Origin of the sequence: Microbispora sp. H11081, from assembly GCF_012999535.1 — a bacterium.
Taxonomy (GTDB): Bacteria; Actinomycetota; Actinomycetes; order Streptosporangiales; family Streptosporangiaceae; genus Microbispora.
Genome location: NZ_JABBWV010000019.1, coordinates 77494 through 96635 on the forward strand (window position 1 = coordinate 77494; position 19142 = coordinate 96635).

The following is a 19142-nucleotide window of genomic DNA, read 5'->3' on the forward strand; positions in this document are numbered from 1 at the left end:
GCGCTCAGGTCACGATCAGCACTTCGAGCGTCCGGGGGCCGTGGACGCCCTCGATCCGGTTCAGCTCGATGTCGCTGGTCGCCGACGGGCCGCTGATCCAGGTCAGGGGGCGTGTGGGGTCCAGCCGGGCGACGGCGTCAGGCACCCCCGCCACGATCCGCGCGGCGCGCACCACGCACAGGTGGTAGTCGGGCACCAGCGAGAGCGCCCGCCGCCCCTGGCCGGGCCCGGCGTCGAGGACGATCGTGCCGGTCTCGGCGATCGCGACCGCGCAGGTGGTGAGCACGCCGTCGACCTCGTCGAGGCCGGCGGCGCTCAGCGGCGGATCGTCGGCGATCGCCGCCACGCCCTCGGCGGCGGACCACGCGGAGGGGAACCCCGCGGGCACGACGACCCTGCGCGCCCCGCGCCCGGCGAGAGATCGCGCGACGCGGTCCGCCACGCCCGCCTCGTCCACGACGTGGACCACGGCGCGGTAGTCGCGGACCCGCTGCTCGAACAGGCGGATGTCGCCCGGCGCCGAGGTGGGCCCGCGGTAGGCGCGGGCGATCTCTACGTCGGGCACGCCCGCCAGGGCGCGGCGGACCCGGTTGAGTATCAGGTCGCGGGAGCTCATCGGCGGCCTCCGTCCGTGCGGTCCCACCAGTCGCGGAACGACTCCCTTGGCACCTCGGGGAGATCCCTGGTGTCGGTCCACCTGCCGAGCGGCCCCGGCAGTCTGCGGGGCACGAACCGGCGCAGCCGTCCTCCGGCCCGCTGCAGGGCCGCCAGCCGCCCCTGCCGCTCGAACACCCATCCGGCCGCCGCCATCCCGGCGCGCTCCGGCCAGGAGTGGCGGGCGCGGGAACGCAGGTCCACGAGTACGGACGGGATGTCGATGGCCACCGGGCAGACCTCGTAGCAAGCGCCGCACAGCGAGGAGGCGTACGGCAGCGAGCGGTCGAGCTCGGAGCCCATGCCGCGCAACTGCGGTGTCAGGATCGCCCCGATCGGCCCTGGATAGACCGAGCCGTACGCGTGGCCGCCGGTCCGCTCGTACACCGGGCAGACGTTGAGGCAGGCCGAGCAGCGGATGCAGCGCAGCGCCTGCCGTCCGACCTCGTCGGCGAGGACGCCGGTGCGGCCGTTGTCGAGCAGCACGAGGTGGAACTCCTGCCCCTCCGCGGCGCCGGTCCACATCGAGGTGTAGGGGTTCATCCGCTCCCCCGTGGAGCTGCGCGGCAGGAGCTGGAGGAAGACCTCCAGGTCACGCCAGGACGGCAGCACCTTCTCTATGCCGACGACGCTGATCAGGGTGCGCGGCAGGGTCAGGCACATGCGGCCGTTGCCCTCCGACTCGAGCACGACCATGGTGCCGGTCTCGGCGATCGCGAAGTTCGCCCCGGAGATCGCCACCTTGGTCTTCAGGAAGCGCTCGCGCAGGTGGAGCCGGGCCGCCTCGGCCAGCGCCGCGGGGTCGTCGGTCAGGTCGTCGGGGGCGGGCCTGCCCCAGCCGGACATGTGCTCGGCGAAGACCTCCCGGATCTCCGCGCGGTTGCGGTGGATGGCGGGGACGAGGATGTGCGAGGGCCGGTCGTCGCCCAGTTGCACGATCAGCTCGGCGAGGTCGGTCTCGTAAGCGGTGATGCCGTGCTCCAGCAGCGCCTCGTTGAGGCCGATCTCCTGGGTGGCCATCGACTTGACCTTGACGACCTCGGTCTCGCCGGTGGCCTTCACCAGGTCGGCGACGATCCGGTTGGCCTCGGCCGCGCCGGCGGCCCAGTGGACGCGGCCCCCGGCCGCCGTGACCGCCTCCTCCAGCTGGACCAGATATCTGTCCAGGTTGCGGAGCGTGTGCTCCTTGATCGCCTTGCCGGCCTCGCGTAGCTCGGCCCAGTCGGGCGCCTCCGCGACGACGCCCGCCCGCCTGGCCCTGATGGTCCCGGTCGCCTTGCGCAGGTTGAACCGCAACTGCGAGTCCCGTACGGCTCTCGCGGCGTTGCGGGGGAAGGGACGGTCCGCCGGCATGCCGAGGAAGGTGACGCTCATCGGACTCCCGCCGTCTCGGTCGCGCAGAGGATCTCGGCCAGGTGCATCACCCGTACGCCGGACTTCTGCCGGCCGAGCATGCCGCCGATGTGCATCAGGCACGAGTTGTCGGCCGCGCACAGCACCTCGGCGCCGGTGCCGAGGACCGCGCGCGCCTTGTCGGCGCACATCGCCGCCGACACGTCGGCGTTCTTCAGCGCGAAGGTGCCGCCGAAGCCGCAGCACTCCTCCGCGCCCGGCAGCGGCACCAGTTCCAGCCCCTTGACGGCGCGTAGCAGCGTCAGCGGGCGGTCGCCCAGGTGGAGCCCCCGCAGCGAGTGGCAGGTCGGGTGGTAGGTGACCCGGTGCGGGAAGTACGCGCCCACGTCGGTCACCCCCAGCACGTCGACCAGGAACTCGGTCAGCTCGTAGGTCCTCGGCACGACCCGCGCCACCGCGTCGGCGAAGGGTCCCCGCGGCCCGGCCAGCCTCGGGTACTGCTCGCGGATCATGGCCGCGCACGAGCCGGAGGGGACGACGACCGCGTCGTAGCCGCGCAGCGCCGCCACGCCCCGCTTGGCCAGTCGTACGGCCTCGTCGCGGTAGCCGGTGTTGGCGTGCATCTGGCCGCAGCAGGTCTGGGCGTGGGGGAAGTCGGCCTCGACGCCGAGCCGGCGCAGCAGGCGCACGACCGCCCGCCCGGTGTCCGGGAAGAGCGTGTCGTTGACGCAGGTGACGAACAGGGCTACCCGCACGTGCCCTCCCGGGCGTGTATGGTCAGACCAAATATGGTCAGACCATACATCCTGGTGCGCCCTCCGGCGACACCGGCGTCATGAGGAGCCGCGGTGACCGTCGAGAAAGCCCGGCGTGGGGACGCCCGCCCGCGCGCCTTCGAGGAGGTGCTCGCCCGCATCGAGGAGCGCATAGCGGCCGACGGCCTGACCGTGGGCGACCGGCTGCCGGGCGAACGCCAGCTCGCCGAGCAGCTCGGCGTCGGCCGGTCGTCGGTCAGGGAGGCGCTGCGCGTGCTGGAGACCCTCGGCGTTGTCACGTCGCAGGTGGGCCGGGGCCCGGACGCCGGGGCGGTGCTCACCTCCCGCCCGGGAAGCGCGCTCACCGAACTGCTCCGGCTGCATCTCGGCCTCGCCACGCTCTCGATGCGCGAGGTGATCGACACCCGGCTGATGATCGAGCAGTGGGCCGCCGTCCGGGCGGCGACGGCCCCGTCGGCGGCTTCCACGCGCACGGCGGCGGCGCGGATGGCGGAGGCGGTCGCGGCCATGGACGCGACCCGCGACGCCGCCGAGTTCGTCGAGCACGACATCGCCTTCCACCTGGCTCTGGCCGAGGCGCCGGGCAACCGGCTGATCGTGGCGGTCATGCGGGCGCTGCGCGACTCCGTGCGCCGCTACGCCGAGGACGCCGTCGTACGGCTCGGCGACACCGGCGGGCTGCAGGACGACCACCGGCGCATCCACCGGGCCATCGAGGACGGAGACGCCGGCGCGGCGGCCGACGCGGTCGCGGCGCACCTCGCCCGCGCCTATCCGGACCCCGCCCGGCAGTCATAGAGCGCGTTCTCACCACACGCGCGGCCGACATCCGGCCTCGTTTCATCGCCTTTCACGGCCGTCGCGCCGGATGGCAAGAAATCCGGGCCTTCACCCCGCCGGTTCTGGACCGGCCCGCGCCGGCGCCGGCGGAGGGTCGTTCCAGCGGCCCCGACCTGGCGATCCAGTCGGGTCACGGGCGAGGTGGCGATCATCTGGCGGACACCAGGTCTGGGTTAAGGGCCGAATATAACCCGTCGCGAAGCATGTCCGGCCTATTACCCGGACTTGTCTGGATATGACAGCCCCTGTAAAGATCGGTTTAGCCTTCAACTATTTAGTTGCGGGTTTCGCTGTCACGGATGGAGGAGAGGCATGAAGCGCACCACTCCCGTTTTCGCCGTCGTCCTCGGCGTCTTCGGCGCCATGCTCACCGGAATCGGTCCCGCCTCCGCGGCCCCTTCCGGCGTCGACTGCTCCGCGGGCGGATACACGCGGGCCTACGCCGGCTGGATCTACTCCAACTACAGGCGGGTGGCCGTGGACGGCCGCCAGTACGGCCTCGGCAATCCGGAGCCGGTCACGTACGAGATCTGTCTCGACATCCCGGACGACTCGACGTTCACGATCGAGGTGCGGAGCTGGGCCAACCAGGTCGAGACCGTGTTCGTGGACGACCGGCCCGGCGACAAGATCTTCCGCTACACGCTCGACACCCCCATGAGCTTCTGGCAGATCTACGGCACGATGACCGGTCCCGACAACACCGTGCTCAACTACACCTGGCACGAGAAGCAGATCCCCGCCTGACTTTCCGGAACGGCCCGGCCTCCTCACATCGTCAGGCGGCCGGGCCTTCGGCGGGCATCCCACCTCCCCCGCCGCGCGGACCCGGGAAGGCGTGGAGATCGGAGATCGGCCATGAGGATGCCGCACGGTGGAGAGAATAGAAGAGAGTAAATCCAGGTAGAGGTCTTACATTCGCGAGCGGGTGACGGCTTTTCCGCAAAGGGGATGTCATGAAGACGGAGGCGCCGCAAGCCCTTCCGGCCTCGCACACTTGACACGACTGACACCTGGGTGATTTATGGATTTATGGGGCATTTGACCGACGATGATCGTAGGACTGATGATAGGTCCGATTTCTGTAGATCGTCGTGGCCTGGTTGGCGTGGTCGCGCCCGAGAGTGGGCGCTTGTCGTCAGATTGCTGCAGGAGGCCGAGGTAGGCCGGGGCGCGGTCTTACTGGTCGAGGGCCGGTCAGGCGTCGGAAAGAGTCGCATGCTCGGCCTAACCACCACCGCGGCGGCGAGGGCGGGACTGGGAGTCGCTCACGGCTCGGCGGACGAACTGACCCAGCTGATACCCCTCGCCCCGCTCACGTCGGCGCTCGGGGAATCGGGCCGTGCGCTTCTCGCGGCCGCTCACATGAACGTCTGGGGTCAGGTCGATCAACGCCTGCTGCTGGTGGAACACCTGCAGGAACAGTTGGAGCGGCGGGTGGCCCAGGAGCCGATGCTCCTGGCGTTGGACGACCTGCACTGGGCTGATCCGATAACTCTGCTGGCGTTGCGGTCGATGACCAGAGATCTCACCTCCTATCCGCTCGTCTGGATGCTGAGCCGTACGACCGGCAGCGGCGACTGCCCCCGCCTCAACCGTCTGTTCGACCTGCTGGAAAGTGACGGCGCGATCCGGATCACGCTGGGGGCGCTGGACCAGCCGGCGGTGGCGGACGTCATCACCGACGTCCTCGGGGCGAAGCCCGAGCCGGACGTGCTGGCCTTGGCCGGCATCGCGGACGGCAACCCCTTCCTGCTCGTCGATCTACTGGAGAAGTTCAAAGGCGAGGGCGTCTTCCAGGTCGCCGATGGTCGCGCGCGGATGGCGGCGTCCCCGCCGCATACTCAGGCGTTCATGCGGGAGCGCCTGGAAGGGCTGTCGGCACGGACCAGGCATCTGCTCCAGTGCGCCGGAATCCTCGGGCGTTCGTTCTCGGTGAAGGATCTGGCCGAGATGCTCGGCGAATCGACCAATGGTCTGTTGCCGATGCTGGAAGAGGCGATGTCGGCGGGCATCATCGAACCTGCCGGAGACGAACTCACATTCCGGCACGATCTGCTGTGGCAGGCGGTGGTCAGAACCATCCCCGACTCCGTACGCCGGGCCATGCACCACGATGCGGGCAAGATGCTGCTCAAACGGAGCGGATCGGCTGTTCCCGCCGCCGCGCATCTCATTCACAGTGCCGGCCGCGGTGATACCTACGCGCTACTCGGGCTCGACCGAGCGGCGCGCGAGGTGCTGCGGTCCTCACCTCAGACCGCCGTCGACCTCGCCCTACGGGCGCTCGAACTCAGCGACTCCGCCGACCCCGACTGGTTCGGCCGCGCCGCCACAGCCGTCGACGCCCTGACGGTCATCGGACGCCTGACCGAGGCGGCCGATCTCGCCCGTTCCGCACTCGGCAGGGCCCCGCCCCTCCACGCCTGTCGCCTGCGATGCGCGCTGGCGCACATCCTGCTTCTGAGCGGCCGGCCGGCGGACGCGATATCCGAGGCCGAGAACCTGCTCGCTGAGAAAGACCTGCCCGATGACCTTCGCGGCATCGCCGAATGGACGATGTTCTGGGGGCTCACCTGCCTGAACGACTTCCGGAAAGGGCGGCGGCAGGCGGAGGCCGTTCTGGCCGAGCGCGAACGGCACGCCGATGCCGCGGTCGTCGGAGCGCTCCTGCTGCTCGCTCGGTTCGCCATGGTCGACGGGCGGATCGCCGACTCGTTCACGCACCTGTGCGAAGCCCTGCGCATCACCGACCGCGGCACCGCCGAGGCCATCCAGCGCCCGTATACGCGCCTGATACTGAGCCTCTACCACAGGGCCATGCGCGAGTTCGACGCGGCCGAGACCGCCATCCAGGCCGCCGAGGAGGAGATCAACGACCTCGGGCTGACCGTGCTCGCCGCACAACCCGCGCTGTTCCGCTCCGTTCTCTATCTGGGCGTCGGCCGACTCGACGACGCGGCCGCCGAGGCGCAGGCCGGGAGCATGACCGCGGAAGAACTCGGCACACACGGGTTCAACCGCGTCGGGCTGTCCATACTCGCCGTCATCTCCCTGCGGCAGGGCGACCTCGACGCCGCGGTCCGGCACATCGAGCGGTTCCAGTCCATCCAGGCCGCACCCGAGATGTTGTACGGATCGGTGTGGGAGAAGTGGGTGATGGCGGCGGTGGCCGAGGCCCAAGGCGATCCCGGGCGCGCGGTCGGCATTCTCGACGCCATCTACACCGACGAGGAGAAGCGGCGCTGGACACTACTCACGACGCCTCTCACGGCCGCCTGGATGACCCGGCTGGCGCTGGCCGCGGCGAACCGTCCGTACGCGCGTGCCATCCTCGACACGGCCGAGTACCTGGCCCGCAACAACCCGGACTACCCACTCTTCGCCGTCACGTTCGCCCACTCCCGCGGCCTTTTCCATCAGGACCCCGACGCGTTGGCCGCCGCCGCTGACCAACCCGAACCGTGGGCACGCGCCCTGGTCGCCGAAGACCTCGGCGTCCTGCTGTCCACCAGGCCCGGCGCCGATGCCACCGCCAAGGCCGTCGACAGCCTGGACGAGGCGCTCGACGGCTACGAGCGCATCGGCGCGCTCGGGGACGTGGCCCGCGTGCGAGCCCGGCTTCGGGCGCTTGGTGTGCGGCGCCGCCACTGGGGCCAATCCCAGCGGCCGGCCTTCGGATGGGACAGCCTCACCGACACGGAACGCGCCGTCGCCAGCCTGATCATCAGGGGCATGACCAACCGCCAGATCGCCCAGCAGATGTTCCTGTCGCCGCACACGGTGTCCACCCACCTTCGCCGGATGTTCGGCAAACTCAACATCGCTTCCCGTACCGAACTGGCCCGCATCGTCGCCGAGAAGTGCCCCGAACTCATCAGAAGTTGAGCGGGTCTTCACATTGGAGCGGGGTCGTGTTCTCGCCTGATCGCCGAGCGTGATCACCGTGCACCACCCTTCCTCGCGAGGTGGCCCCGGACCGGATTAGCGCGATCGCGGACGGGATAAGAGTGAGGCAGGTCACACACCCGGCGCGGGGGGAGAACAGATGCGGTCCACGTCGTCAGCGGTGAGCCGGGCGGCTGCTGGAGTGTACGCCGCTCTCGCCGCCCAGGTCGTCTCCGTGGCCGCGCTGGCAGTGTTCGAGGAGTCCAGGGGCGCGCGGCTGGCCTCGCAGATCGCGGCCTTCGGCGGGGATCCCGCCTCTCCCGCCGCGCGGACCGTCAGCGGCGCGGCGACGACGTTCGCCGTGCTGGTCCTGGCGCTCCTCGCCGCCACCGTGATCACCGCGGTCGCCTTCCTGTCCTGGCTGCGGCAGGTGCGCCCCGGCACGCCGCCCGTCGCGCTCGCGGCGGCGTGCCTCGTGCCCGGCGTGAACCTGGTGGTCCCGCCGTTCCTGGCGGACCTCGCCTGGCGTGAGGCGCCCGTGCCGCCGCGCGGCGGCCGGGCCGGGCTCGCGCGGCAGACGAGCGGCGCGCGCGGAACAGAGCGCGGCGGCACAGGAAACGGCGGCACAGGGCCCGGCGAGCGCACCCGCTGGCTGGTGCTCCTCGCCTGCTGGTGGATGAGCTGGCTGGCGGTGCTCGGGCTGGTGTTCGCCGGCCAGGGGCGGGACGGGCTGACCGGCCTCGGCGTGTCGCAGGCCGCCGCGACCGCCGTCGCGGCGCTCCTGTTCGCCTCGGCCGTCCGCGAGGTCACCGCCCGGCACACGGGTGCGGGACTCGGCCGCACGGCCCGGCCCCCGGCCCGGTCGCAGGCCCGGTCACAGGCTCTGTCACAGGTACTGTCACAGGATCGGCCGCAGGATCTCCCGCGGGTCCGCGTCGGCCAGGCCCTGGACGAAGCCCGCAACCCAGCACTCGACCAGGCACGCGACCAGGCACTCGGCCAGGCCGAACGGCCGTCCGGCAGGCCCGTCGCCTACACCGCACCCGCCGACGGCGGCGGAGAGGATCACCGGTCGGGCGACGGCCCCGAACTGCCGGAGCTGGCGTGCCAGAGCCGCCGCTGGGGCTCCCCCGACAGGCCGGGCAACCGCTCTCCCCGCGCGGCCGGCGGAGCGCCGTTGTCGGAGTAGGGCGACACCCGGAAGCCGTTGCCGTACTCGATGGGCCGTCCGCCCACCCCGGCGCCGGGCGCGGGCGTCTCGACGATCACGGCGCGTACGGCGTCGAGCCCCTCGGCCCGCCACACGCGGTCGAGGTCGGCGAGGTTCCAGCAGTGGACGGCCCGCAGCGAGACCGCCCGGCCCCCGGTGCGCCGCACCACCCCCCTGGCGGCCAGCAGCCACGACCCGAACACGGTCGCGGCCGTGTGCGCCTGCACCGACTCGAAGAACGTCAGGTCGATCGGGCCGGTGGAGTCGTCGAGCGTGGTGAAGATCACCCGCTGCCCCGACCGCACGGCGGGCGTCTGGGTGGCGACCTTGACCCCCGCGACCAGGATCTCCGCGCCGTTGCGCTGCCCGAGCAGATCCCTGGCCCGCGTCACGCCGAGCGCGTCGAGCAGGTCCTGGTAGAAGTCCATGACGTGGCGGCTCACGTCCATGCCGAGGATCTCCAGCTCGGCCTCGACCGCCTCCGCCTCGCTCATCTCCGGCAATTCGCCCGGCGTGACCCTCTCGGTGAACGCCATGGGGAGCTGCCCCGCCGCGCCCGCGGGAGAGCCGCGGTCGAGCGCGCCGACCTGGGCGATCAGGTCACGCCTGGTCAGCCGTCCCGGCCGCCAGCGCGGCTCGCCCGGCCGCAGGCCGTGCAGCGCGTCGAGCCCGCCGACCTCCACGATCCGCTCGGCGACCGGGCGCGAGGGCCTGGCCCGCTCCCAGAAGTCGGCCAGCGAGGTGTACGGCCGGCCCGCCACCATGCGGTCCACCTCGGCCTCGCTCACCCCCCGGACGGCCGAGAGCGGCACCCGCAGGCCGTACCCGCCCAGACCGTCGCCCGCCGGGCCCGTACGCTCCACCAGCCAGGTCTTCCCCGAGCGGTTGACGTCGAGAGGCAGGACGCCCACCCCGCACCGGCGGGCCTCGTCGAGGATGACCCGGCTCGGGTACATGCCGGGGTCGTGGGTGAGCACGCCCGCGAGGAACGCGGCGGTGTGATGCCGCTTCAGCCAGGCCGACTGATAGGTGGGCAGCGCGAACGCCGCCGCGTGGGCCTTGCAGAACCCGAACCCGCCGAACGCGTCGAGCACCTTCCACGCCCTTTCCACGACGTCGGGCGCGTAGCCGTTCTCCGTGGCGAGCGGCACGAACCAGGCGCGTACGGCGGCGCGGCCCTCCGGCGTGCCGAGCGCGCGGCGGGCCCGGTCGGCCTCCGAGAGCCCCGACCCGGTCATGATGTCGATGACCTTCATGACCTGCTCGTGGAAGACGACCACCCCGTTGGTCTCCCTGAGCGCGTCGCGCAGCGACTCGTGCGGGTAGCGCGGTTCGCGGAAGCCGTGCCTGGTCTCCAGGTATGGCGTGACCATGTCGGAGTTGACCGGTCCCGGGCGGAACAGCGAGATGTCCACGATCAGGTCGTGCATCGTGCGCGGCTCCAGTTTGGCGACCAGCTCGCGTTGTCCCGGCGACTCGATCTGGAAGCAGCCGATCGTGCGGCTGAGGCGGATCATGTCGTAGGTCTCCCGGTCGTCGCGCGGCACGGCGTCCAGGTCGATCTTCCGGTTCTCGACCCGTTCGATCTCCTGGAGCGCGTAGGCGAGCGCCGACTGCATGCGCACGCCGAGCACGTCGAGCTTGAGCAGGCCCGCCTCCTCGACGTCGTCCTTGTCGAACTGCGACATCGGGAACTCCAGCAGGCTGCGTTCGACCGGCGTGCGGTCGCGCAGCGTGGAGTTGCCGATCAGCACGCCGCAGGGGTGCAGCGCGATGTGCCGGGGCAGCCCGTCGAGCCGCTCCGCCAGGCGGAACACGGTCTGGAGCGACCGGTCGTTCAGCCCGCTGTCGCGCAGCTCCGGCAGGTCGGACAGCGCCGCCCTGATCTGCCTGGCCCGCACCTGCGGGAACGCCTTGGCGATGACGTCGATCTCGTGCGGCGGCAGGCCCATGGCGGCGCCGACGTCCCTGATCGCGCTGCGGGCGCGGTAGGTCTCCATCATCGACACGCAGGCCACCCGGTCCTCGCCGAACCTGTCGAGGATCGCGCGGTAGCAGTCGAGGCGGCGGGCCGACTCCACGTCGACGTCGATGTCGGGCAGGCCCTTGCGTCCCTCGGAAAGGAAACGCTCCATCAGCAGGCCGTGTTCGAGCGGGTTCACCTCGCCGATGCCGATCAGGTAGTTGACCAGGCTGCCCGCCCCCGAGCCGCGGATCGCGCACCGCACGCCCATCGCCCTGATCATGTCCGTGATGCCGGCGACGGACGTGAAGTAGCCCGACAGCCGCTTCTTCTCGATGACGCCGAGTTCGGCGGCGAGCCGGTCGCGGGCCTCGGCCGAGCGCTCCAGCCCTCGCCGGGCCAGCCCCTCCTCGCAGCGGCGCCGCAGCAGGGGCACCGGGTCCTCGCCGGCCTCCGGCAGGTGGAGCCGGGGATGCTCGGGTTCGAGCAGCGGCACGATCTCGACGGGGTCGAGCGCGCACTGGTCGGCCACGCGGCGCGTCTCCGCCAGCAGCCGCCCGGCCCTGTCGAGATCGCCGCCGCAGATCCGCGCGGCCACCCGCGCCATCTCGGCCCCGTCCTTCAGGTACGCGTGGGCGGTGGCGTCGTCCAGATGCCGCCCGTCGAGGGGCACCAGCTTGCGCGCCGCGTCGAGCACGTTGCCGACCTGGTGGTCGGCGGCGTCCAGGTAGCGGACCGCGTTGGTCGGCACGACCGGCACGCCCATCGACTCGGCCAGCCCGATCATGCGGGCGGCGGTGTTCGCGTCGCGGTAGCCGTACAGGTCGCACACCTCGACGACCAGGTCGGGCACCACCGCGCGCCAGGCGGCCAGCAGGGCGCGGGCCTGGTCGTCGCGCCGCTCCGCCGCCGCGCGGCCGAAGCCGGAGCGGGGCCCGAGCAGCACGGTCAGCAGCGGCTCCCCGTCCGGGCCTGTCGCGTGCTCGGCCACCATCCCCGGCGTGACGCGCGGCTCGCCGCGCTCCCCCGCGTGGTGCGCGGCGGTGACCAGGCGGCACAGCGCCGCCCAGCCGTGCGAGCGCGCGAGCACGACGACCCGCGCGGGCTCGGCCGCCGTCCCCCTGCCGTGCCCCGTGCGGTGTCCCGTGCCATGTCCCGTGTGGTGGCGTGGCGCGGCGCGGCGGCCGGACGGCAGGCCGTCCCCGAACAGGTCGTCCGGCGTCGAGGAGCCCTTGTCGAGGGCGAGATCGACGCCGACGACCGGGCGAATGCCCTGCTCGTGGCAGGCGATGACGTGCTTGATCGCGCCGTAGAGGCCGTCGCGGTCGGTCAGCGCCAGGGTGTCCATGCCGTGCTCGGCTGCCCTCCGGACGAGGGCGGCCGGGAACGCGGTGCCGTACCGCAGCGAGAAGGCGGACGCCACGTGCAGGTGCGTGAAGGGTCGCGTCATCGGCGCGCCCCCGTCCGCCCCCCGGCCCGTCGGGCGTTCCGTCCTCCAGCGGCCCGTCCCCCGGTCGTCGTGGGTGGCTGGAGCGTTCCCATCAGTCCCAGGCCCTCAGCAGGAGCCAACCGCCGCTGGCGGTGTCGAAGCGCAGTTCATAGGTCCCGACCTCCTTGCCGGCCGCGGCCCCCACCCGCCAGAAGCGCCGCTCGCCGGGATCGGCGTCCGAGGTCTTCCACCACTCTCTGGCGACCACCCAGTGGTCCTGGATCTCGCGGACGGTGTAGAGCCGGTCACGCCAGACGAACTGAGCAGGGTGCCCGTCCCGGACCCACACCTCGATCGGATCCCCGTAAAGTCTGCTCAAGACTCCTTCTCCCTGTGGCTTTCTGGCCACCCGGGGGAAGACGGGCGGATGATTCGGACGGAATCGCCGCTACTTCGAACATACGTTCCCAGGAGAGGGAACGCAAGTCGGCAGCACCCGCTCGCGGGGGCGAAAGCCCAGGAAGCGCGTCCGGCGGATCACTCGCCGAGCCAGATCCCGCCGCCTCGGTAGGGCGGTTCCTCTCGTTCGGTCGAGTCCGTCACCGTCGCCCAGAGGCGCGCGGTCCCCGGCTCCCTGACGACGGCCGTCAGCTGGGTGTGCCCGAGCGGACCCGCCGGAAACGTCCCGTGCGTCCATTTGCCGCCCGACAGGTGACCGACCGCCGTGTTCCACTCGTTCTTCGCGTAGAACAGCCAGAACCCGCCCCGGCCGTCGGCCTCCAGCCGCAGGTGAGGATCGAGCGCGGGCTCGCCCGGCAGGCTGTAGCTCCACCGTCCGTTCTCCCGCCGCAGCAAGAGCGTGCTGCCGCAGTAGCTCACGTCCTCCTCCTGGGTGCCGCAGACCCACGCGACCCAGCCGACGGCCGCCACCCCGCCCGACTCGTCCACCGCGAGGTCGACGAGTTCGGAGAGCTGGCCCCCGTGCGGTGCGGAGGCTCCGTGCAGCGCGGGAACGGCGGGCAGCGGGACCGTGCTCCAGGACCAGCCGTTCCACCGGGCCACGGCGGCCCGGCCGCGGCTGGAACCGGCCACCCAGACCTCGCCGCCGGGCAGGCCGTCCACGTCCTTGGCGACCAGCGGCGGCCGCGTCTTACGCCAGGCCTTGCCGTCCCACCGCCGCAGGTCCGCCCGGGAGCCCCAGGCGCCCTCGGCTCCCCCGGCCCCGTCCAGGAAGTTCGCGTCCACGATCGCCCAGACGTCGCCGGGAGCCGCCGCGTGCACCCGCTTCAGGTCGGCGCCCGGGCCGGGCGCCGCGGCCCATTCCCGCCCGTTCCAGTGCGCGGCGTTCTCCCCGCCGAACAACCACACGTCACGGTCGGAGTACGCGGCCACGGCTCTCGGCTCGGGCACCGCCGGCGGGGCCGCGACCTCCTGCCACCGCCCGCCGTCCCCGCGCAGCAGCAGCGGCGCCCGTGTCTCGGGCCCGCACGGCAGGGGCACCCGCGCGCCGGCCGCCCACACGGTGCCCTCGCGGGTCACGGCCAGGCCCGCGAGGCGGTCGCGGTAGTCGTAGTAGGCGGCGCGCCACGCCCCGGTCCCCCCGGCCACCCCGCCCGGTTCCGGCGTCGGCGACCCGGTCAGGCAGGGGGGCGGCGGTTGCTCCTGCTCGGCGGACTCTCCGCTCATTGCGTCGGACTCGTTCCAGGTCTCGAGATCGCGTGGCGTGGCCGACGCGCATGCCACCGGCAGGATCGCCGCCGCCAGCGCCGCCGCCACCCCGAGAATCCGCGTACGCATACCCGTAGGACGCGAGGGGCGGTCATCCGGTTTCCGCCGTGACGGCGGCGGGCCCGGCCAGGCGGGGCTCAGCCGGTGTGTTCCGCGTAGGCGGCGAGCAACTGGGCCTGCGCGGCGTCGAAGTACGCGAGCAGTTCCCGCTCGGCCCGCTCGGGGTCGCCCTCGGCCAGCAGCGCGGCGATGCGCGCGTTGCCTTCCAGGTAGGGCTCGTGGAAGGGCCTGAGCTCGCCCATCACGTGGAAGGCCAGCCGCAGCTCGGCGAGCAGGCGGGCCATGCTCTCGTCCACGCGCGGGCTGGACAGCAGCGCGGCGATCGCCCGGTGGAACCGCATGTTGGCGGTGCCGACGGCCACCCAGTCACCCGCCTCCGCCGCCGCCCGGCCCTCGTCGACCTGGCGCCCCACCTCCCGTACGGCCTCGGGCGGGGCCGTGGCGGCGGCCCGCACGCCCGCCGTCTCGAGGACGCGCCGCATCGCGTAGATGTCGGCCACGTCGGCCGCCGCGAGCCTGCGCACGAAGACGCCGCGGTGCAGCTCGTGGACCAGCAGGTTCTCGTGGGTCAGCAGCCTGAACGCCTCTCGGAGGGTGTTGCGGGAGACGCCGAGCAGATTGCCGATCGTCTCCTCCGACAGACGGGTGCCCGGCGGCAGGGAGCCGTCGATCACGTTCTCCCGCAGGACGTCGGCGACCAGTTCCGCGGCGCCGGCCCGCTCGAACAGCGGCCGGGCGGCGCTCAACCGCACTGTCCAGCCCTCCGTGTCCGTCATTCCCTCCCCCTCCTCCGACCGCCGATCACCACCGGATCGCGGACGGCCGTGGCACGGAGGCGACCCCGACGGTATTGTTGAATTGTTGAACAATACTCCCGCTTCGGCGGAGAGGCGAGCGGAGCCGACGTGCCGTACGGAACCATGCGCATCGACCTGAACTCGGACCTGGGCGAGAGCTTCGGCCAGTGGAAGCTCGGCGACGACGAGGCGCTGCTGTCGATCATCACGAGCGCCAACGTCGCTTGCGGATTCCATGCCGGCGATCCGGTGACCATGCGGCGCACCTGCGAGACCGCGGCCGCGCGCGGTGTGGTGATCGGCGCCCAGGTCGGCTACCGCGACCTGGCGGGCTTCGGGCGGCGCTTCATCGACGTGCCGCCCGCCGAACTCGCCGACGACGTCATCTACCAGATCGGGGCGCTGGACGCCTTCGCGCGGGTGGCGGGCACCCGGGTCAGGTACGTCAAGCCGCACGGCGCGCTCTACAACGCGATCGTGCACCACGAGGAGCAGGCGGCCGCGGTGGTCGCGGCGGTGCGGGCCTTCGATCCCGGCCTGCCCGTCCTCGGCCTCCCCGGTTCCGCGTGGCTGCGCAGGGCGGGCAAGGCCGGCCTCACGCCGGTCGCCGAGTGCTTCGCCGACCGCGCCTACACCCCCCAGGGCACGCTGGTGCCGCGCGGCACGCCCGGCGCCGTCCTGCACGATCCCGCCCTGGTCGCCGAGCGCAGCGTGCGCATGGCCACAGGAGAGCCGATCGAGGCCGTCGACGGCACGCCGCTCACCATCACGGCCGACTCCATCTGCGTGCACGGCGACAGCCCCGGCCCGGTCGCCATGGCCCAGGAGGTCCGCGACGCGCTCAGGGCGAGCGGCATCGGCCTGGCGCCGTTCGTGGAGGAGAACCGGTGAACGCGCGGCTGCGCCGCTGCGGCGAGCACGCCGTGCTGGTCGAACTCGACCGGCTCGACGAGGTCGTCGCGCTCTACGACGCCCTCACGGCCGACACCCCGCCGGGAGTCGCCGACATCGTCCCGGCGGCGCGGACGGTGCTCATCCGGTTCGAGCCGCCGGCGCGTCACGCCACTGTGGAGGCCGCAGTGGAGGCCGCCGCGGAGTCCGCCGTCCTGGCCGTACGGCCCGGCGTGCGGCGCCGTACGGCGGCCGAGGAGGTAGTCGTCCCGGTCGTGTACGACGGCGACGACCTCGGCGAGGTGGCCGCGCTGACCGGGCTCACGGAACGCGAGGTCGTGGCGGCGCACACCGGGACTCCCTGGACCGTCGCCTTCTGCGGGTTCGCCCCCGGCTTCGGATATCTGGTCGGCGGCGACCCCCGGCTCGCCGTGCCCCGGCGGCCGGAGTCGCGCGTACGCGTGCCCCCCGGCGCCGTGGGGCTCGCGGGCGAGTTCAGCGGGGTCTACCCGCGCGAGTCGCCCGGCGGGTGGCGGCTGATCGGGCGCACCGAGACCGTGGTGTGGGACGTCGCGGCCGAGCCGCCCGCCCTGCTGCGGCCGGGCGTCCTGGTGCGGTTCAGCGAGGCGCTGTGAGCGATCTTCGGCGTGCGCTGCTGGTGCTGGCCCCCGGCCCCCTCACCACGGTGCAGGACCTCGGGCGGCGCGGGCACGGCCATCTCGGCGCGGGGCGTTCCGGCGCCGCCGACCGGGGCGCGCTGCGGCTGGCGAACCGCCTGCTGGCCAATCCCGAAGGCGCGGCCTGCCTGGAGGTCACAATGGGCGGGCTGGCCGTGCGGGCCGTCGGGGACCTGCTCGTGACGCTCACCGGCGCGCCCTGTCCCGCAGTCGTCGGCTGTCCCGGCGGGCGCACGCGCGGCATCGGGCACGCGTCGGTCGAGCGCCTGCCGGACGGGGCCACGCTGCGGCTCGGCGTGCCCCCGCGCGGCCTGCGCACCTATCTGGCGGTCCGCGGGGGTGTCGACGTCCCCCAGGTGCTGGGGTCGCGGGCCACCGACCTGCTGTCGGGGCTCGGCCCCGAACGTCCCGCCCCCGGCTCGCTGCTGCCGGTCGGGCCCGCGCCCGCGGGCTTCCCCGTGGCCGATCTCGCGCCGGTGCCCGAGCCCGAGTCCGGCGTCCTCATGCTGGACGTGCTACCGGGACCACGCCACGACTGGTTCACCCCCGGAGCCCTGGCCGCCCTGTGCTCCGAGCCGTACGAGGTCACCGCGGACAGCGACCGGGTCGGCATGCGGCTGCGCGGGCCGCGCCTCGAACGCGCGCGCGACGGGGAACTGCCCAGCGAGGGCATGGTCCCCGGCGCGCTGCAGGTGCCGCCGTCCGGGCAGCCGACGCTCTTCCTCGCCGATCACCCCGTGACCGGCGGATACCCCGTCATCGCGGTGGTGCGCGACCACCACGTCGACCGGGCGGCGCAGGCCCGCCCCGGCCAGCGCGTCCGTTTCCGGATGACCCGCGACTCCCGGCCCGCCGGCCGGGGACGGCCCTGATCACTCCCCTGCACGGCGGACGAGGGGGTTGGCGGCGGTGGAGTTGCGGATGCTGAAGGTCACGCTGCCGGCGCGGTAGCGGTCGTCGGAGCACTCGACGGGCCGGCCCTCCTGGGTGGTGGTGACGCGGCGCTGGCGCAGCAGGGGGCTGCCCCGCCGCACGTCGAGCAGCCGGGCGTCCTCGCTGCCGGCCGCCACGGCGTCGATCAGGTGCTCGCCGTACGCGAAGACGAGGCCGACCGAGTCGTAGAGCTCCTGGGTCACCGACTCGCACTCGGGGTCGAGCCGCTCGACGGCGGGAGCGATCCAACCGGCGTAGACGGTGCGCTCGACCAGCACGGGATCGCCGTCGAGCCGCCGCAGCCGCAGCACGGTGAGCACCTCCTCCCCAGGCTCCAGCGACAGTCGTACGGCCTCTGAGGGCGAGCACGGGCGGCGCGCGGAGGACAGCACGGTCCCGCTGGCGCGGTAGCCCATCGAGCGGGCCCACTGCGCGAAGCTGTGCAACTCGGCGAAGCTCTGGCTGCGCTCGCTGCCTAGCACGATGCGCCGGGCGCCCTGCCGGGACCCGACCAGCCCCTCCGCGGCGAGCAGGGCGACGGCCTGGCGGACGGTGCCGCGCGCCGCCGAGTACCGCAAGGCCAGCTCAGCCTCGGAGGGAAGCTGGGCGCCTATCGGATAGTCCCCCCGGACGATGGCGTCCCTCAGGTCACCCGCGATCTGTTCGTAGCGCGCCATCGTGCTGAGCCCTTCTGTTCACGCGACCGACATCGATATGCGACTTACTAGCTCTGGCTTGTTTGTACAAGTTCGCTTAAGTTCGATCCACGCAACACAGTGGGAGGGACAGTTGTCCACACGTACCGCCGGCCTCGTGGCCGCGCTCACGATAGCCACCTCGGCGATCGCGGCATGCGGAGCCGCCCCTACGACCGCCGGCGGCGGCTCGGGGACGGGCGATTCCAAGGCCGCCTCCGCGACCTCCGCGCAGGAATTCGGCGGGATGGACGCGCTGGTCGAGGCCGCCAAGAAGGAAGGCCAGCTCAACGTCATCGCCCTCCCCCCGGACTGGGCGAACTACGGCGAGGTCATCCAGGCGTTCACCGCCAAGTACGGCATCAAGATCAACAGTGACAACCCGGACGGCTCCAGCCAGGACGAGATCAACGCGGTCAAGACCCTCAAGGGCCAGGACCGCGCCCCCGACGTGCTCGACCTCGGCAGCGCCTTCGCGCTCAGCGGCGCCCAGGAGGGCCTGTTCGCGCCCTACAAGGTGCAGAGCTGGGACAAGATCCCCGACGCGCAGAAGGACGCCGGCGGCGCCTGGTACTTCGACTACGGCGGCTACATCTCCATCGGCTGCGACGCCAAGCGGGTGAAGACCTGCCCGCAGACGTTCGCCGACCTGCTCAAGCCGGAATACAAGGGCATGGTCGCGCTGAACGGCGACCCGACCAAGGCGGGCGCCGCCTTCGCCGGCGTGTACGCCGCCTCGCTCGCCAACCAGGGCTCGTTCGACGACATCCAGCCCGGCATCGACTTCTTCAAGAAGCTCAAGCAGAACGGCAACTTCAACCCGGTGGAGGCCACCCCGGCCACGGTCGAGAAGGGCGAGACCCCGATCACCCTCGACTGGGACTACCTGCAGGCCAGCTATGCCAAGCAGTTCTCCTCCAAGGGCGTGGACTGGCAGATCTCGATCCCCTCGGACGGCCAGTACGCCAACTTCTACGCCCAGGCGATCAACAAGTGGGCGCCGCACCCCGCCGCCGCCCGCCTGTGGCAGGAGTTCCTCTACAGCTCCGAGGGCCAGAACCTCTGGCTGAAGGGCTACGCCCGCCCGGTCCTGCTGCCCTCCATGCAGGAGGACGGCAGCGCGGACGCCGCCATGGTCGCCCAGCTCCCCAAGGTCGAGGGCACCCCGTCCTTCCCCACTCCGGACCAGGTCAACAAGGCCAAGGAGGTCCTGGCGAGCGGGTGGGGCGCGGCGGTCTCGGGCTGAGA

The 19142-nt window shown here is 72.4% G+C and carries 15 protein-coding genes; 7 read left to right on the forward strand and 8 right to left on the reverse strand.

The window, feature by feature from the left end:
• Positions 1-4 precede the first annotated feature (4 nt).
• From HHX31_RS31015 to HHX31_RS31025, 3 genes are read right to left on the reverse strand one after another with little or no spacing between them, the layout of a single operon-like run.
• Complete coding sequence (locus tag HHX31_RS31015) at positions 5-616, reverse strand: LUD domain-containing protein (RefSeq protein WP_169952890.1); 612 nt, start codon at positions 614-616, stop codon at positions 5-7.
• The gene (locus HHX31_RS31020; protein ID WP_169952892.1) at positions 613-2028 is read right to left on the reverse strand and encodes a lactate utilization protein B; all 1416 of its coding nucleotides are present in this window, start codon (positions 2026-2028) and stop codon (positions 613-615) included. Before HHX31_RS31020 ends, HHX31_RS31015 begins: the two co-directional genes overlap by 4 nt.
• A complete protein-coding gene (locus HHX31_RS31025; RefSeq protein WP_169952894.1) occupies positions 2025-2762 on the reverse strand; it encodes a (Fe-S)-binding protein in 738 nt (245 codons plus the stop codon). Before HHX31_RS31025 ends, HHX31_RS31020 begins: the two co-directional genes overlap by 4 nt.
• A 93-nt stretch (positions 2763-2855) precedes the next feature.
• Between HHX31_RS31025 and HHX31_RS35875 the strand changes: the two genes are divergently transcribed.
• From HHX31_RS35875 to HHX31_RS31040, 3 genes are all read left to right on the forward strand, one after another.
• Positions 2856-3581, forward strand: coding sequence for a FadR/GntR family transcriptional regulator (locus HHX31_RS35875; RefSeq protein WP_169952896.1), 726 nt, complete (start codon positions 2856-2858; stop codon positions 3579-3581).
• A gap of 354 nt (positions 3582-3935) precedes the next feature.
• A complete protein-coding gene (locus HHX31_RS31035; RefSeq protein WP_169952898.1) occupies positions 3936-4370 on the forward strand; it encodes a hypothetical protein in 435 nt (144 codons plus the stop codon).
• Positions 4371-4655: 285 nt separating this feature from the next.
• A complete protein-coding gene (locus HHX31_RS31040; protein ID WP_249347138.1) occupies positions 4656-7511 on the forward strand; it encodes a LuxR family transcriptional regulator in 2856 nt (951 codons plus the stop codon).
• A 1065-nt stretch (positions 7512-8576) separates the two neighbouring features.
• On the opposite strand, the gene HHX31_RS31045 is transcribed toward HHX31_RS31040, so the two are convergent.
• The 4 genes from HHX31_RS31045 to HHX31_RS31060 all read right to left on the reverse strand — a co-directional run bounded on the left by HHX31_RS31045 (position 8577) and on the right by HHX31_RS31060 (position 14677).
• The gene (locus HHX31_RS31045; protein ID WP_169952902.1) at positions 8577-12134 is read right to left on the reverse strand and encodes a DNA polymerase III subunit alpha; all 3558 of its coding nucleotides are present in this window, start codon (positions 12132-12134) and stop codon (positions 8577-8579) included.
• A gap of 91 nt (positions 12135-12225) precedes the next feature.
• Positions 12226-12492 carry a DUF6504 family protein gene (locus tag HHX31_RS31050; protein WP_030509646.1) on the reverse strand — a complete coding sequence of 89 codons (267 nt, stop codon included), beginning with the start codon at positions 12490-12492 and terminating at the stop codon, positions 12226-12228.
• Between the two features lie 158 nt (positions 12493-12650).
• The gene (locus HHX31_RS31055) at positions 12651-13910 is read right to left on the reverse strand and encodes a hypothetical protein (protein ID WP_169952904.1); all 1260 of its coding nucleotides are present in this window, start codon (positions 13908-13910) and stop codon (positions 12651-12653) included.
• Between the two features lie 68 nt (positions 13911-13978).
• Positions 13979-14677 carry a GntR family transcriptional regulator gene (locus tag HHX31_RS31060; protein WP_169952906.1) on the reverse strand — a complete coding sequence of 233 codons (699 nt, stop codon included), beginning with the start codon at positions 14675-14677 and terminating at the stop codon, positions 13979-13981.
• A 144-nt stretch (positions 14678-14821) separates the two neighbouring features.
• Between HHX31_RS31060 and HHX31_RS31065 the strand changes: the two genes are divergently transcribed.
• The 3 genes from HHX31_RS31065 to HHX31_RS31075 are packed head-to-tail and all read left to right on the forward strand — an operon-like array spanning position 14822 to position 17138.
• A complete protein-coding gene (locus tag HHX31_RS31065; protein ID WP_169952972.1) occupies positions 14822-15589 on the forward strand; it encodes a LamB/YcsF family protein in 768 nt (255 codons plus the stop codon).
• Complete coding sequence (locus tag HHX31_RS31070; RefSeq protein WP_169952908.1) at positions 15586-16224, forward strand: allophanate hydrolase subunit 1; 639 nt, start codon at positions 15586-15588, stop codon at positions 16222-16224. Before HHX31_RS31065 ends, HHX31_RS31070 begins: the two co-directional genes overlap by 4 nt.
• Positions 16152-17138, forward strand: a complete 987-nt coding sequence (locus tag HHX31_RS31075) for a biotin-dependent carboxyltransferase family protein (RefSeq protein WP_396712263.1) — start codon at positions 16152-16154, stop codon at positions 17136-17138. Before HHX31_RS31070 ends, HHX31_RS31075 begins: the two co-directional genes overlap by 73 nt.
• Here the strand turns inward: HHX31_RS31075 and HHX31_RS31080 are convergent, their stop codons facing one another.
• The gene (locus HHX31_RS31080; RefSeq protein ID WP_169952912.1) at positions 17139-17876 is read right to left on the reverse strand and encodes a GntR family transcriptional regulator; all 738 of its coding nucleotides are present in this window, start codon (positions 17874-17876) and stop codon (positions 17139-17141) included.
• Between the two features lie 112 nt (positions 17877-17988).
• Here HHX31_RS31080 and HHX31_RS31085 point away from each other — a divergent pair, with 112 nt between their 5' ends.
• On the forward strand, positions 17989-19140 hold the full coding sequence (locus tag HHX31_RS31085) for an ABC transporter substrate-binding protein (protein WP_249347141.1): 1152 nt from the start codon (positions 17989-17991) through the stop codon (positions 19138-19140).
• The last annotated feature ends 2 nt before the right edge of the window (positions 19141-19142 follow it).

What these genes read in the sequence shown, in the direction of transcription:
- HHX31_RS31015 (WP_169952890.1), bottom strand. Translation starts at nt 616, where the DNA reads ATGAGCTCCCGCGACCTGATACTCAACCGGGTCCGCCGCGCCCTGGCG.
- HHX31_RS31020 (WP_169952892.1), bottom strand. Translation starts at nt 2,028, where the DNA reads ATGAGCGTCACCTTCCTCGGCATGCCGGCGGACCGTCCCTTCCCCCGC.
- HHX31_RS31035 (WP_169952898.1), top strand. Translation starts at nt 3,936, where the DNA reads ATGAAGCGCACCACTCCCGTTTTCGCCGTCGTCCTCGGCGTCTTCGGC.
- HHX31_RS31040 (WP_249347138.1), top strand. Translation starts at nt 4,656, where the DNA reads ATGGGGCATTTGACCGACGATGATCGTAGGACTGATGATAGGTCCGAT.
- HHX31_RS31045 (WP_169952902.1), bottom strand. Translation starts at nt 12,134, where the DNA reads ATGACGCGACCCTTCACGCACCTGCACGTGGCGTCCGCCTTCTCGCTG.
- HHX31_RS31055 (WP_169952904.1), bottom strand. Translation starts at nt 13,910, where the DNA reads ATGCGTACGCGGATTCTCGGGGTGGCGGCGGCGCTGGCGGCGGCGATC.
- HHX31_RS31060 (WP_169952906.1), bottom strand. Translation starts at nt 14,677, where the DNA reads ATGACGGACACGGAGGGCTGGACAGTGCGGTTGAGCGCCGCCCGGCCG.
- HHX31_RS31065 (WP_169952972.1), top strand. Translation starts at nt 14,822, where the DNA reads ATGCGCATCGACCTGAACTCGGACCTGGGCGAGAGCTTCGGCCAGTGG.
- HHX31_RS31080 (WP_169952912.1), bottom strand. Translation starts at nt 17,876, where the DNA reads ATGGCGCGCTACGAACAGATCGCGGGTGACCTGAGGGACGCCATCGTC.